The organism is Streptomyces sp. NPDC005408, from assembly GCF_040606445.1.
In the GTDB taxonomy this organism is placed as follows: domain Bacteria; phylum Actinomycetota; class Actinomycetes; order Streptomycetales; family Streptomycetaceae; genus Streptomyces.
On sequence record NZ_JBEXEX010000094.1, the window covers coordinates 1 to 13,718 of the forward strand.

A 13,718-nucleotide genomic window follows, 5' to 3' on the forward strand; every position below is an offset into this window, starting at 1 on the left:
TGACCGCGATGACCAGGCCGAGGACGTCCACGGCCAGTCCGCGCTTGCGGCCCGGCACCCGCTTCGCTGGATCCCGGTCGGTCGTGGCGGCGGGGACCCCGGCGGCCGCGTGGACACTCTGGGTGTCCAGCACCACCAGGGTCGGGTCCTCTAATCGGCGGGCACGCTCACGGACCTGGCAGCGCAGGAGTTCATGGATGACCTGGTCGGTCCCGTCGTCCCGCCAGGCGGCGAAGTAGTAGTACGTCGCGCTCTTCTGCGGCAGATCGTGCGGGAGATAGGCCCACTGGCAGCCCGTCCGACTCTGGTACAGGATCGCGTTCACGATCTCCCGCATGTCGTAGGCGCCCTGGTGGCCGCTGACCGAGCGCTGCCAGTCCTTCCACGCGGTGATCACCGGCTCGATCAACGACCACTGCTCGTCCGATAAGTCACTCGGATACGGCTTGCGTTCACTCACCTGGTCACATCACCAGATCAACAACTGCGGACCGGTGGATTCCACCCCGCCGCCACACCATCAGGCGACAGCAGAACCACTCAAAGACTCACAAACCGCCCTCTGACAGCTGTCGGGGCAACCCTCCTTGAGCACCGCGGCAACCACCGCTACGCCCACCTCATTGGCCCGCGCTCCGAGCGGCTCCCGTCACCGCGACCGCGCATCCGTACCCGAAGAGGGACCGGGAGACCGCGGCATGATGCCGCACCCTGAACCCGCCGCGCCGGGGCCGATGGCCCGACTTGGCGGGAACGGTCTGACGTTCTACCTGGGCACGCACATGGTGCACTGGCTGCGGTTGCCCGAGTTCGCTGACGTCCCGCTGTGCATCTCCCGCAACCGGCTCGTGCGGTACAAGACGCTGCCTCTCGCTGTCACCAGGTGGGGGATGGACTCCGGCGGCTTCACGATGCTCCAGCAGCACGGCCAGTGGACGATGACCGCCGCCGAGTACGTGACCGAGGTACGGCGGATCGTCGACGGCGTCGGACGGATGCCGGACTGGGTCGCCCCGCAGGACGCGCGGCGCGTGGGGGTGGCTACTCAGATCCAGGTGAGTAGCCAAGCAGCTCGGCAGTCGTCGTGCCGACGGCGTCGCCAACAACCGGTTTGGGCCCGCAGGGAAGGCCCCCAAAGCCAGGGACTCATTTGGGGAACCGGTTCTTATGTGCGGGCGTTACCCACTCTCGGCTGCGGGGAACGTCATACTGCGATCAGGCAGCTCGCGCGAGTTCGGATGGCTGGGCCCGCGTCGGCCTCATCGCCCTTGAATAATCAAGGCCGTTGGTAGATCTTGCATTCCAGGTCACCCCAGCTACCGTTCTCGAGGCAGACCTGGACGGCACCGGCCCCGCCGGCCACATCGGCCTGAACGGTGAAACTGAACGTCCTGTTGCCATTGCACACATAGCCGCCGCCATTGGAATCCAGCTGGTTCCCGCCGGCAAAGGTGCGCGCCCAGGTCGCCCGACACGAGGTCGAACTCACGGAGTTGTTGCCACCGGAAACGTTGACCGATTGGTTGTACCAGGTCAGTGTGCCTTTCGTGTAGGTCTGTCCGTAGGGGACGTAGAAGGAGCTGGTGGGGTAGTCGGCGGCGTGGGCAGTGGCGCCGGGCATCGCGAGGAGCATCCCGGCGGTCAGGGCCATGGTGCCGAGGCCGGCGGCGAACTGCTTGCGCATGCTGTCTCCTGACATAAAGAGCAGTGGTCTGCGTGGCAATGGGTGTGGAGCCTCTGCCAGGTAGGCGATCTGAAGCCGCAGAGGAAAGCGTTGCCCTGCCTCCGCATGCAGCTGACCGACACCCGACACTGGTACTCACCCGAAGCCTTCAATCGGGTTCACGGCCACCAGAGGCAGCGAGCAGACTCGAACGTCTGCCCTCGGGGCACCAGGAAGGTCTGCGGCGGCGTACAACATGCGCGAGCCGCAGGTCATCTACGGCCGGCGCGACGTCCCACGCAACAGCCCCCACTGGTACGCCGAGGACCGTGACCACGCCGAGAAGGCGATCAAGGACTTCGAGCGCGCCTACGGAGCGAAGTGGCCGAAAGCGACCAAGAAGGTCGGACGAGGCCGACGAGCTCCTCGCGTTCTACGACTTTCCCGCCGAGCACTGGGTGCACCTGCGCACGCCAAATCCCATCGAGAGCACTTTCAGCACCGTGAAGTTGAGGACCAAGGTCACCCGCGGGGCTGGCAGCCCGGCCGCGGCCCTGGCGATGGTGTTCAAGCTCGTCGAGTCCGCCCAGGCTCGCTGGCGCGCGATCACCGCACCCCACCTTGTCGCCCTCGTCCGCAACGGCGCCCGCTTCAAGAACGGTCACCTCGTCGAACGCCCCGAAGTCACTGCAGCCTGAACAACCCCGCTGATCCACAACTCTTGACTTACTCGTCCATATTGCGGCCCGCTCGCGGTCCGGATGGACTCCACTTTCCACCCTGGCGGCGCCGGCGGCGGCCGGGCCTGGATCTCGGCGAGCTCGGCCTCCAGCGCCGCGATGGCCTTGTCGACCGGCCGCTGCTGCCAGGCCAGCCACGCCGCACCGCCCGCCAGCTTTTCAGCCGCGCCTCCAGCTCACTCACCGGACGCATCCTCCGGCTCGGTCACCACGAACGCCCGGTCCACCAGCCGTACCGTCACCTCGCGCACCCCACCAGGGCCGGCCTGGGCAGCCCGCGAAAGCTGTGTGCGGTCGGCCCGGCTCCAGCCACAGGCCTGCCAATGAGGGTGGGAGTCGATCCGCACCGTCAGCGAGAACAGCTCGGCCCGCAGCTCCGCCCCACCCGCGGCGGGACGGTGCGCGAGCCGGTTGACCGTCCGGATCCAGTCCCGCTGGAGCCGGATCAGCCTGTCGGGGAAGGCAGCGGCTGGTCTCGGCCCGCCCGGATCGGCACTCACGCCGCACTCGCCACCCTCGGGCGCGCGCCTCCCGACGCAGCTCCACCCACGCCGCCCCCGAGCAGCCGGGCGCCGTCCAGTAGGGGTGCGAGTGGAGCCGGCAGAGTCCGGTGCCGTCGAGCAGCCCGAGGAGGATCATCAGGGCCCGGGTACTCCAGCGCTAACTGCTACGGCACCGCACACCCGTTCCGCAGTAGTTCAGAGAAGCCTGTGTCCGCTGCTCCCTCTTACGACCTGATCCTGGCCAACGCGGCCGACTGGTCGAGATCCACGACAACCTCGTCCGCCGGATCGCCGAAGCCGCGGAGGAGGGTTGGCTCGGCGAGATCGAAGGACGGCGTGTGAGCCTTGCCGGCGCCGCGAGCAAGATCAACCAGATCGATGTGTCCAGCGCTCAGCGCTCGACGTTTCCTCGGTCTGCCCAGGCGGGCATCCGACCGATCGGCTTCGGCATCAGTCTGCGGGAGCCCCGACGGCGCCGATCTGCGATGACGCGTGGGGGAACAGGCATAGCCGTGTGATGTTGAAAATAGCCGGTTCGGCGCACCGCGCAGATGACTCCAGACGGCCCAGAGTGGGCACTGGAGGGCATTTGAGTCCATCGAGGTGGGGGGATTAATCAACCCCCGAGTTCAGGCACTGAGTGGCCAACTCGAGGGCTTCTTGCCCTAGTTAACGTTCTCTCGATAGGTACAGTTAACTGCGCCTTGGTCGCGGGACGCGGCGAGGCTGTGGCCTGAGGGTGGGTATCCGCCTGCCTGGGCTTCTTCAACCATCAGTGACCGATCGCTGCCGTGCGTGTGCGCGGCAGCCTGGTTTGTCGTGCCCGAACGGGAGCGTTGCCTTGACCGATTCCGGTGTTCCGACCACTACCGAAGCCGCCAGCCACGCCGAGGGCGAGGTGACCTCGGGTCCCTACAACGCGAACGCGATCACCGTTCTGGAGGGTCTGGACGCGGTCCGCAAGCGCCCCGGCATGTACATCGGATCGACTGGTGAGCGGGGACTGCACCACATGGTGCAGGAGATCGTGGACAACTCCGTCGACGAGGCGATGGCCGGGGTCGCGGACCGGATCGACGTGACGATCCTGGCCGACGGCGGCGTGAGGGTCGTCGACAACGGCCGCGGAATCCCGGTCGGCGTTCACCCCGGGACGGGGCGGCCGGCGATCGAGGTCGTGCTGACCGTCCTGCATGCTGGCGGCAAGTTCGGAGGCGGCGCGTATGCCGTCTCCGGTGGCCTGCATGGCGTGGGCCTGTCGGTGGTCAACGCCCTGTCGATGAGACTGTCGGCCGAGGTGAAGGCGGACGGCTACCGGTGGAGCCAGATCTACCAGCACGGGGTGCCGACCATCCCGTTGACCCGGCACGAGGAAACCTCGCAGACGGGTACCTCGATCACGTTCTGGGCCGACGGCGACATCTTCGAGACCACCGACTACTCCTTCGAGACGCTGTCGCGGCGGTTCCAGGAGATGGCGTTCCTGAACAAGGGCCTGACCCTGACCCTGACCGACGAACGGCCGGCGGCGCGGGTGACCGCCACGGCGGACGAGGCAGGGCCGGACAACGAAGAGGAACAGGTCGCCAAGGCGGTCTCCTACCGGTACGACGGCGGCATCGTCGACTTCGTGAAGTACCTGAACGCGCGCAAGGGCGAGCCGGTCCACCCCACCGTCATCGACATCGAGGTCGGGGACGCCAGCCGCCTGCTGTCGGTGGAGATCTCGATGCAGTGGAACAGCCAGTACACCGAAAGCGTTTACTCCTACGCCAACACGATCCACACCCATGACGGCGGCACCCACGAGGAGGGCTTCCGGACCGCGTTGACCACACTCGTCAACCGCTACGGTCGCGAGAAGCGGCTTCTGCGGGAGAAGGACGACAACCTTTCCGGCGAGGACATCCGCGAGGGCCTGACCGCGATCATCTCGGTGAAGCTCGGCGAGCCGCAGTTCGAGGGCCAGACGAAGACCAAACTGGGTAACACCGAGGCGAAGACCTTCGTCCAGCGGGTGGTGCACGAGCACCTGTCGGACTGGTTCGACCGACACCCGAACGAAGCCGCGGACATCGTGCGCAAGGCGGTCGCCGCGGCGAGCGCGCGGGTCGCGGCGCGCAAGGCACGGGACCTGACCCGCCGCAAGGGACTGCTGGAGTCGGCATCACTGCCCGGCAAGCTGTCCGACTGCCAGTCGAACGACCCGACCAAGTGCGAGATCTTCATCGTCGAGGGCGACTCCGCCGGCGGCAGCGCCAAGTCCGGCCGCAACCCCGAGTTCCAGGCCATCCTGCCGATCCGCGGCAAGATCCTGAACGTCGAGAAGGCCCGGATCGACAAAATCCTCCAGAACACCGAGATCCAGGCACTCATCTCCGGGTTCGGCACCGGCGTCCACGAGGACTTCGACATCGACAAGCTCCGCTATCACAAGATCATCCTGATGGCGGACGCCGACGTCGACGGCCAGCACATCAGCACCCTCCTGCTGACCTTCCTCTTCCGCTTCATGCGACCCCTCATCGAAGGCGGGCACATCTACCTCTCACGCCCCCCGCTGTACAAGATCAAGTGGGGTCGGGACGACCTCGAGTACGCATACTCCGACCGCGAGCGCGACGCCCTGGTGGCCGCCGGACGCGAGGCCGGCAAGCGGGTCAAGGAAGACTCCATCCAGCGATTCAAGGGCTTGGGCGAGATGAACGCCGAGGAACTGCGAGTCACCACCATGGACGTGAACCACCGCGTCCTGGGCCAGGTCACCCTCGACGACGCCGCACTCGCCGACGACCTGTTCTCCGTGCTCATGGGGGAGGACGTCGAGGCCCGCCGCTTCTTCATCCAGCGCAACGCCAAGGACGTCCGCTTCCTCGACATCTGACGCCGCCCACCACGGCCGCCACCCTGGACCGCTCCCGGATCGACGCCTGATATCGCTGGCTGCGTGACCAGACCGCTCTGCCGCACTCCTTCCCCGAGCGGCTGAAAGCGTCAGTTCAGAGAAGTGACCAGGCCGAAGCTGATCGCGCCGGACCAGATGGGACGCACTCGAACCTCCACGTTGAGCGTCGCACCGGCTCCGCCCGGATGCGTGCGGTGCAGGACCGTCCGGGGCCGCAGCCCGTGGGCGGCCGTACGGGGGACGGACCGGAGCGCCGAGTTCCCATCGAGAACGCCCAGCGCACCTCGGTTCTTACGCCGACCAGCCGCCGCTCCTGACGGGCGCCATCGCCCGCATCAACAAGCTGTTCCCCATCGCGTTCGCGTCCCTGGTCCGCAGGTAGGACCGAGCCGCACACCGAAGGCCCCCGCTCCGCCGGATAGTCCGGCGGAGCGGGGGCCTTCGGCATTTCGGGCTGTTCACGGTGCCCGCCACGCCCTCCTGAGGAACGGGAGAAGCCCCTGACCAGTGAGGTCGGGGGCTTCGTGTCCGTCCACGCGGTGCGGGACAGCTCCTCGCGGCAACGAGAAGGGCATCGTCATCTTCCGGACAGGGAGACCACGACTGCGCCCGAAGACGCTGCAACCCCGCTGATCCACAACTCTTGACAATTACTCTTCCGTTCCCCTGGAGGGCTTAGCCGGTGTAGATCGCCAGGGCCTTGGTGAAGTCGTAAGCGTTCTGCGAGATGCCGCTACAGGCGTCGGCGTCGGTGCCGGAGCCGCATTTACGGTCGCGGTTGACGGACCAGAAGCTGACGCGGGCCAGGTGATGGGACTGGGCGTAGGAAATCATCGACTTGAAGTTGTTGAGGGTGACGGTCTCACCGGCGGAGTCGGTCTTGCCGTTCATGGAGGAGAAGCCGACCTTGCGGTAGGCGGCGTCGGAGGAGAGGCCGTAGGCGCCGGCGACGGCGCTCTTCAGGCCGTCGACGGCGGACTTGGTGGTGGCGGCCATGTCGACGGCGCCCTTGTCGTAGTCGAAAGGCATGATGGCCCAGGCGTCGGCATTGAGGCCCTTGGCCGCGCCGCGCTTGATCAGGTCCTTGCCGTTGGCGTCCGGGCCGGTGGGGGTCGTACCGAAGGTGATATAGACCTTCACGCCGCTGTTGTTGGTCTTGATGATCTTCAGGGCGTCAACCGTGCGCTGGCGGACGGTCGCGCTGTTGAAGGCGTCGGCCTCGATGTCGATGTCGATCGACTTGAGCTTGTAGGCGTTGATCACCTTCTGGTACGCGCCGGCCAGTGCAGAGGCGGAGGAGCACTTCTGCTCGAGCTTGGTGCCGCTCCAACCACCGAAGGAGACCGTGACGTCGCCGCCCTTGGCGCGGATGGCGTTGATGGCCGACTGGTCGGTGCCGCCGGTCAGGGCGCGGCTGCTGTCCCACTTCGGGTTGCAGCCGCCGTCGGAGAGCATGAACGCCATCGTGAACTGCTTGATCCCGGTCGCCGACATGACCGACGTGGCCGACGGCGGGTTACCCCAGCCCAGGTAGAGGTAGGGCGCCGCTATGCCGCTGGGGAGTGCCTCGACCTGGGGCGGCGAGGCCGGGGGTGGCGAGGCCTGCGCGGTGGCGACGAGCGCGCCGGCCGTGGCGAGGCCGGCGGTCGCGGCGAGGGCTACGCGGCGGCGGCGCGAGTGTGCGGAGGAGTGCATGGGAGGGAATCTCCATCTACCGGAGGGAGCGGGAATGCGGCGTCATCGGGTTGCCGCCGGGGTGCGGAGCACGGAGGTTTTGGAGCGTGAGGCATGACGGCCCATCAGTTCTCTTACGAAGGACCAGGGGCGGATCGCTGAGCGCGTCGTGAACGCTAACGGCCCGGCGTGCTCGCGACAAGATGTTGGTTAGGAAAGTTTCCTATTGCCTCAAGGGTGCCGACGAGCACGTTCACTTTGAACGAGGCGGCATACCCCTTCCGGGAAGCGTCGAAGGGTGATTGATCTGCCGGTACGAACCGAAGGCATGCGTGTGGTCGCCACGGGAAACTGCTGCTCCGAGTGGGACGGCAGGATCGAGCGGTCGGTGTTTGCGCTACTGAGCCATGTGTGTCCCTTCACCGACACCATGTTCAACGGCCCGGCAGATCCGCTCGCTGCTGGAGGAGTTGGCACGTGTGCCCGACGACTGGGACACCGGCTGGGTCTCACAGGCGCGACGGCTGGGCGAGCTGGCCGCCCCTGGAAATTCCGCACCGTGTGAACTCCCCAGGAGGCCGCCGCGCTCGTCGTCGCCCATCTCCCGGACAACCGCGCGCGCCGGGCTTGAAGACAGCATCCGGCGCCGCGTGGACGGCGCCCCAGGCCAAGAGGGGTCTGTCCAATGAACGGTGTATCTCGGGTTGTTGAGGTTACTGGCGGGCTGCGAAGAGACGGCCGTCGAAGGTGATGTCGAAGGCGTTCAGCGCAGTCTTCCAGCGGCTGGTCCAGCGGGCTTGTCCCTTGCCGGTCGGGTCCAGCGACATGATTGCCATGTAGACGCACTTCAGTGCGGCCTGCTCGTTGGGGAAGTGGCCGCGGGCCTTGACCGCCCGGCGGATCCGGGCGTTCACGGACTCGATTGCGTTGGTGGTGCAGACGATCCGGCGAATCTCGCTGTCGAAGCGGAGGAACGGGGTGAACTCCTCCCAGGCGTTCTCCCACAGCCTGACGATCGCCGGGTACTTCTTGCCCCATGCGTCGGCGAACTCGGCGAACCGGTCCAGCGCGGCCTCTTCGGTCGGCGCCGTGTAGACAGGCTTGAGGACCTTCGCGATCTTGTCCCAGTCCTGACGGGCGGCATAACGGAACGAGTTCCGCAGCAGATGCACGACGCAGGTCTGGACGATCGTGGCCGGCCAGACAGTACCGACCGCGTCGGGAAGTCCCTTCAGACCGTCGCAGACGAGCATGAGGACGTCGCCCACGCCGCGGTTCTTGATCTCGGTGAGGATGTGCAGCCAGTGCTTGGCTCCTTCGCCGCCGTCCCCGGCCCACAGCCCGAGGATCTCGCGTCGGCCCTCGGCGGTGACTGCGAGGGCGACGTAGATCGGGCGGTTCGCGACGGCGCCATCCCTGATTTTCACGTGGATGGCATCGATGAAGATCACGGGGTAAACCGGATCGAGGGGCCGGTTCTGCCACTCGGCCATGGCATCGAGGACCTTGTCGGTGATGGTCGAGATGGTCTGGCGGGAGACGTCGGTGCCATAGACCTGGGCCAGGTGGGCCTGCACCTCACCAGTCGTCAAGCCCTTCGCGGCGAGCGAGATGACCATCTCGTCGACGCCGGTCAGGCGCTTCTGCCTCTTTCGCACGATCTTCGGCTCGAAGGAGCCGTCACGGTCGCGGGGCACCGCTATCTCCACCGGGCCGACCTCCGTCAGCACCGTCTTGGAACGGGTGCCATTGCGGGAGTTGCCACCGTTCTTCCCGGCCGGATCGTGCCGGTCATAGCCGAGGTGGTCGGTGACCTCGCCCTCCAGAGCGGACTCCAACAGCCGTTTCGTCAGCTGCTGGAGCAGACCTCCCTCGCCGGTCAGCTGCAGCCCCTCGGCCTGGGCCCGGACCACCAACTCCTCGATCAGCTGGTCATCCACAGCCTTCACCAACTGCGGCTCAGCCACGTCGACGGTCTCCGGTTCAGGCATGTTGTTACTGGTCATCGGCGCATCTTCCATGATCAGGAGTTACACCGTTCGTTTTACAGTCCCGTGACCGGGAACACCGGGTTGTGTTGGGCGTCAGCGCGGTTGTTGGAGGAAGGCCATAAGAGCGGCTGTGAGTTCGGCAGGTGCGTCTTCTTGGACGAGGTGGCCCGCACCGGCGATTGGCTCAAGTCGCGCGCCTGGGATTCGGGCGGCGAGCTCCCGTCCTTTCGCCACGGGGATCCAGGTGTCGTCCTGGCCCCAGCACACCAGCGTCGGGAAGCCGATCTCGCCGTACCGGTCTTGTACTTCGTCGGTGTATAGCTGATCGGCCTGAGCGATCTGGCGGTAGAAGGCCGCTTGGCCGAGGTCGCCGAGCCAGGGCTGGATGAGCCGGTCGAGGACGGCAGGGTGCAGGCCAGGGCTGCTGGCCGAGCTTACGTACTCGCGCACCAAAGCGTGGTGCAGTGCGGGCGGCAGTTGTTCGAAGACTCCGGAGTGCTCGCCGACGAGCCGGAAGAACGGCGAACCCCACGGGGCCAGCGCGACCGGGTCGACCAGAGCGAGCGCGCGGTAGCGAGCTCCGTGCAGCAGATGCGCCCGCAAGGAAACGGCACCGCCGAAGTCGTGGGCCACCACCAACGGTTCTTCAAGGTCCCAGTGAGCCAGGAGCTCGGTGAAGACTCTGCCCTGGGCGGCGAGGGAGACATCCTGGCCGGCGGACTTCTCCGATGCCCCGTAACCAGGCATGTCCCACACGAAGACCTGGTAGCGGCGGGCGAGTGCGCGGGCGACAGCGCGCCAGACATACGAGGAGAAGGGTGTGCCGTGGAGGAGCACGACCGGATCCTGGCCGGGTTTTCCGAGGCTGCCCCAGCGGACGTCGCCTGACGTACTGCGGAATGTCTCGGCCAGTTGCCATTCACTCACGGGCGCTGTTCCTCTCAGTTGTGTCTTTGGTCTGAGCGGGGTGATCTAGCCGGGTGGCCGGCACCGTCACACTTGGGTGGTCAGGCGGCGGCGGGCGTGAGCGGTCTGCCGCCCCAGCGGATGCCCACTCACGACCGCGGCCTGAACGCTCCGGCGGTCAGACCACCAGCGCCGCGTGCAGCGCATTGAACGCCTCACGAAGTTCCAAAGTGGCGATCGGATCGATCTCCATCTGCAAGTGACACACGTCGTCGTCGCCGTTGGGGGTCAGGCGCACGAAAAAGGCGAAACCGTCCCCGACTGGCTCCGCGTTCAACGTCAGCGCCCGCGCTCATGCCCGGACGGCCGATGCGCGGCGCGAGTTCCACCACCAGCTTTCCACGAAGATCATCCGCGAGAACCAAGCGGTGGCAGCCCACCGAGACGGTCAGACGACCGTGGCAGGAATCCCCGCCCTTTAAGGCGGGGAGCGGAAGTCAATCAGCGCAGTACGGCCGTCAGCAAGTCGGCGCCCAGCGCCGTCAGATCGGGCAGATTGAGGGTGTAACGGACGTAACGACCGTGCCGCCGGGCCGTGAGCAGGCCCGCGCGGCGCAGGACAGCGAGGTGGCGGGAAACCTCCGGGGGCGAAAGTTCCCAGGCGTGGGCCAGCTCACCGGTGGTGTGCGGGCCGCGGGCCAGGGTGCGCAGCAGCCGCAGCCGTACCGGATGTGCGAGTGCCTCCAGCCGTAGTGTGACCGTCTCCAGCGATACCGGCTCTGATGGACTCGGCTCGGCCACGGGGTACTGCACCACCGGCTGCCACCCGGGCGCGTGGACCGCCACCAGGTGCGGGCGGCCGAAGACACTGGGGATGAAGGTGACCCCGATGCCGTGGGCGGCGGTCGCCTTGTCCTGCAGCTTGTCCACGATGATGCAGTCGCCGTCCGGCGCCAGGGTGACTGCGTCGGAGACCGATGCGAGTGCCGCCTTGATGCCCTGGCGCTTCAGCAGGTCGTTCTTCAGGCGCAGGTCGGTGGCGAGCTGCACGGCGACGCCCGCCCAGGCGGCGTCGAAGAAGGCCTCCGCGCACTGTTCGAGGGTGTGGCGCACCCGAGCCCGCACAGCGACCGGGTCCGCGAGCAGCCGTTCCGCGAAGGCCTCTTGGAGTGCGCCGCGGGCCTGGGCCAGGTCCAGGGCACGCGCGCGCGCAGTCGCGTCGGTGAGCGGCGACGACGTGGCGAAGTGGACCCTGTTGCTGCCGCATGTGGTGACGAGCGCGGCGGTCACATACGTTTCGTCGTCAATCCGGTCCACGTCGTCCAACTCCTCGGCGAGGGTCGGCCGAGGTCGGGCGGGGACCAGGAAGTCGGCTTGAGAGGAACGCCAGAGGAACTCCGCCTCCCGCAACCGCTCGGCCAGCTCCGGCCGCAGCCCGGCCCAGACATCCCCGGCCCAGCTGGCGAGCTGCGGATGATGCCCGGGTTCGGCCAGCACGTGCAGCATCGCGGTCAGCTCTGCCAGCGGGGAGGCGGCGAACCGCAGTCGCTCGGACGGCAGGCCGCTGATGTCGATCCTCAACGTCATCCCCTCATCATCACTGACCGTATGGCCGGCGACGGCGTCGGTTGACGGTGTCCGTCAACCGACGTAGCCGACCCGGCGGCCATACGCACCGTTGACGCCATGGCAACCACCACCAAGATCCAGCCCCGCGCCCTCGTCCGTGCCTCCGGAGGCCCCCGCTATGCCGTCGCCCTGGCCGTGGACGCGCTCGGCACCGGCCTGCTGCGGCCCTTTCTGCTGCTCTACGGGGTGATGGTGCTGAGGCTGCCCGCGCCGGTCACCGGCATCGCCATGACGGTTGGCGTCGTCGTGGGTCTGGTGTGCATGCCAGCGGTGGGCCTATGGCTGGACCGGGGCGCACGTAGCACGGTCGTGGCAGCGTCGATGCTGGTGCGGGTGCTGGGCGTGGCGCTGCTGCTGGCCACCCCGGCGGGGCACGTCTGGCTGTTCGCGACGGCGGCGCTCTTCCTCGGCATCGGCAACCAGGCATGGCCGGCCGCCCACGCAGCTCTCGTGGCCACGGTCGCCCACGGCCGGGAACGCGACACCGCCCTCGCAGGATGCCGCGCCCTGCGCAACGCCGGCCTGGGCGCGGGCGCGCTCCTCGCCACCGCATGCCTGGCGGGCGGCACCACCGCACTGCAGGCGCTGGCAGCCGTCACCGGGCTCGCCTATCTCACTGCGGCGGCCTTGGCGTGGTCGGTTCGCCTGCACGCGCATCCCGCCGCTACCCCGGCCAAGGACAGGGACGACGGGCCCGCACCCCGGATGCGCACGCTGCTGGCCGCCAACGTCGTCTACGCCTTCTGCCTCAACGTCCCCGAAATCGCGCTCCCTCTAGTCCTGGTGACACAGCTGCACGCATCCCCGGTGTGGTCGGCAGCCATCTTCGTGGCCAACACGGTGCTGGTGGTCACCCTGCAGGTTCCGGTCACCCTCCTGATGTCCCGCTTCTCCCGGCAGACCGTGCTGGCTCTCGCCGGCGTGGTACTCACCGTGTCCTACCTCGGCTTCCTCGCGGCCACCTCACTGGGACACAGCTGGAGTGCCCCGGCCGTCGCCACGGTGTCCGTGGTCTGCACTCTCGGCGAGATCATCTATGCCGGCAGCGCCACCGCGCTCGTCACCGCCCTCGCCCCGGCCCATGTCCTGGGACGCACCCTCGCCCGCTTCGAGCTCTCCACGGGCTTCGGCCTCGCCGTCTCCCCGGCGGTCATCACCGCTCTCGCACCACACGGCTCGGCCGCCCTCTGGGGCAGCCTCGCCGCTGCAACGCTCCTCTCCGCCGGCGCCGTCGCCACCGAGAAGGATCAAGGAACGCGGCTCAGCGGTTACTGCCGCCGGGCGCGAGGAGGCTCGTGAGCTGGCAATCGCCCCGCCCCTGGCCACGGTTCGAATTGACTTCCGCTCCCCTCCCTAAAGGGAGGGGATTCCTGCCACGGTCGTCTGACCGTCTCGGTGGGTTCCTGTTTCTTCGCGCTGTGCCGGGACGAGTCCCGGTCTTACCCGCGCTCCGCAGGCTGACACCGCAAGTCCTGCGGCCTTGGCGATGTTGACCGCCGCGTTGATGTCCCTGTCGAGGACGGCCCCGCATTCCCCGCACGTCCACGTACGGACGTTGAGGGGCTTGGGGCCGTCCTTGATTCCGCAGTTCGAGCAGACCTGAGAGGTCGGCTCGAACCGTCCGATGCGGTGGAACTGTCGCCCGTACCGGGCGGCCTTGTACTCCAGCATCGTGGTGAACGCCGACCATCCGGCGTCGTGCACGGA

Annotated in this window: 10 protein-coding genes and 1 pseudogene; 3 read left to right on the plus strand and 8 right to left on the minus strand. The window is 67.5% G+C overall.

The window, feature by feature from the left end; genetic code table 11:
- Together ABZS64_RS37935 and ABZS64_RS37940 are read right to left on the minus strand one after the other, a co-directional pair.
- Window positions 1-460: transposase (locus ABZS64_RS37935; RefSeq protein ID WP_355839576.1), on the minus strand; the 460-nt coding region annotated here is incomplete at its 3' end.
- 816 nt (window positions 461-1,276) lie between these two features.
- Complete coding sequence (locus tag ABZS64_RS37940) at window positions 1,277-1,684, minus strand: hypothetical protein (protein WP_355839578.1); 408 nt, start codon at window positions 1,682-1,684, stop codon at window positions 1,277-1,279.
- Between the two features lie 292 nt (window positions 1,685-1,976).
- Between ABZS64_RS37940 and ABZS64_RS37945 the strand changes: the two are divergent.
- Window positions 1,977-2,361 (plus strand): annotated as a pseudogene (locus tag ABZS64_RS37945) (transposase); the annotation flags it as partial.
- 218 nt (window positions 2,362-2,579) lie between these two features.
- Here ABZS64_RS37945 and ABZS64_RS37950 read toward each other — a convergent pair.
- The gene (locus tag ABZS64_RS37950; RefSeq protein WP_355839580.1) at window positions 2,580-2,903 is read right to left on the minus strand and encodes a hypothetical protein; all 324 of its coding nucleotides are present in this window, start codon (window positions 2,901-2,903) and stop codon (window positions 2,580-2,582) included.
- 901 nt (window positions 2,904-3,804) lie between these two features.
- On the opposite strand from ABZS64_RS37950, the gene gyrB reads away from it, so the two are divergent.
- The gene (gene gyrB, locus ABZS64_RS37955) at window positions 3,805-5,790 is read left to right on the plus strand and encodes a DNA topoisomerase (ATP-hydrolyzing) subunit B (RefSeq protein WP_355839594.1); all 1,986 of its coding nucleotides are present in this window, start codon (window positions 3,805-3,807) and stop codon (window positions 5,788-5,790) included.
- A 696-nt stretch (window positions 5,791-6,486) separates the two neighbouring features.
- Here the strand turns inward: gyrB and ABZS64_RS37960 are convergent.
- The 4 genes from ABZS64_RS37960 to ABZS64_RS37975 form a co-directional block, all read right to left on the minus strand.
- Window positions 6,487-7,506, minus strand: coding sequence for a chitinase (locus ABZS64_RS37960; RefSeq protein WP_355839582.1), 1,020 nt, complete (start codon window positions 7,504-7,506; stop codon window positions 6,487-6,489).
- Window positions 7,507-8,198: 692 nt separating this feature from the next.
- On the minus strand, window positions 8,199-9,491 hold the full coding sequence (locus tag ABZS64_RS37965) for an IS256 family transposase (protein WP_355839584.1): 1,293 nt from the start codon (window positions 9,489-9,491) through the stop codon (window positions 8,199-8,201).
- A 78-nt stretch (window positions 9,492-9,569) separates the two neighbouring features.
- Window positions 9,570-10,403 carry an alpha/beta hydrolase gene (locus tag ABZS64_RS37970; protein WP_355839586.1) on the minus strand — a complete coding sequence of 278 codons (834 nt, stop codon included), beginning with the start codon at window positions 10,401-10,403 and terminating at the stop codon, window positions 9,570-9,572.
- 480 nt (window positions 10,404-10,883) lie between these two features.
- Window positions 10,884-11,969, minus strand: a complete 1,086-nt coding sequence (locus tag ABZS64_RS37975) for a helix-turn-helix domain-containing protein (RefSeq protein WP_355839588.1) — start codon at window positions 11,967-11,969, stop codon at window positions 10,884-10,886.
- Between the two features lie 99 nt (window positions 11,970-12,068).
- Between ABZS64_RS37975 and ABZS64_RS37980 the strand changes: the two genes are divergently transcribed.
- Window positions 12,069-13,310: an MFS transporter gene (locus ABZS64_RS37980; protein ID WP_355839590.1), complete on the plus strand. Its 1,242-nt coding sequence runs from the start codon at window positions 12,069-12,071 to the stop codon at window positions 13,308-13,310.
- A 54-nt stretch (window positions 13,311-13,364) separates the two neighbouring features.
- On the opposite strand, the gene ABZS64_RS37985 is transcribed toward ABZS64_RS37980, so the two are convergent.
- Window positions 13,365-13,718: zinc ribbon domain-containing protein (locus tag ABZS64_RS37985; protein ID WP_355839592.1), on the minus strand; the 354-nt coding region annotated here is incomplete at its 5' end.

Bases quoted from the DNA above. Each gene is read 5' to 3' on its own strand.
- ABZS64_RS37940 (WP_355839578.1), bottom strand. From the start codon at position 1,684: ATGCGCAAGCAGTTCGCCGCCGGCCTCGGCACCATGGCCCTGACCGCC.
- ABZS64_RS37960 (WP_355839582.1), bottom strand. From the start codon at position 7,506: ATGCACTCCTCCGCACACTCGCGCCGCCGCCGCGTAGCCCTCGCCGCG.
- ABZS64_RS37965 (WP_355839584.1), bottom strand. From the start codon at position 9,491: ATGACCAGTAACAACATGCCTGAACCGGAGACCGTCGACGTGGCTGAG.
- ABZS64_RS37975 (WP_355839588.1), bottom strand. From the start codon at position 11,969: ATGACGTTGAGGATCGACATCAGCGGCCTGCCGTCCGAGCGACTGCGG.
- ABZS64_RS37980 (WP_355839590.1), top strand. From the start codon at position 12,069: ATGGCAACCACCACCAAGATCCAGCCCCGCGCCCTCGTCCGTGCCTCC.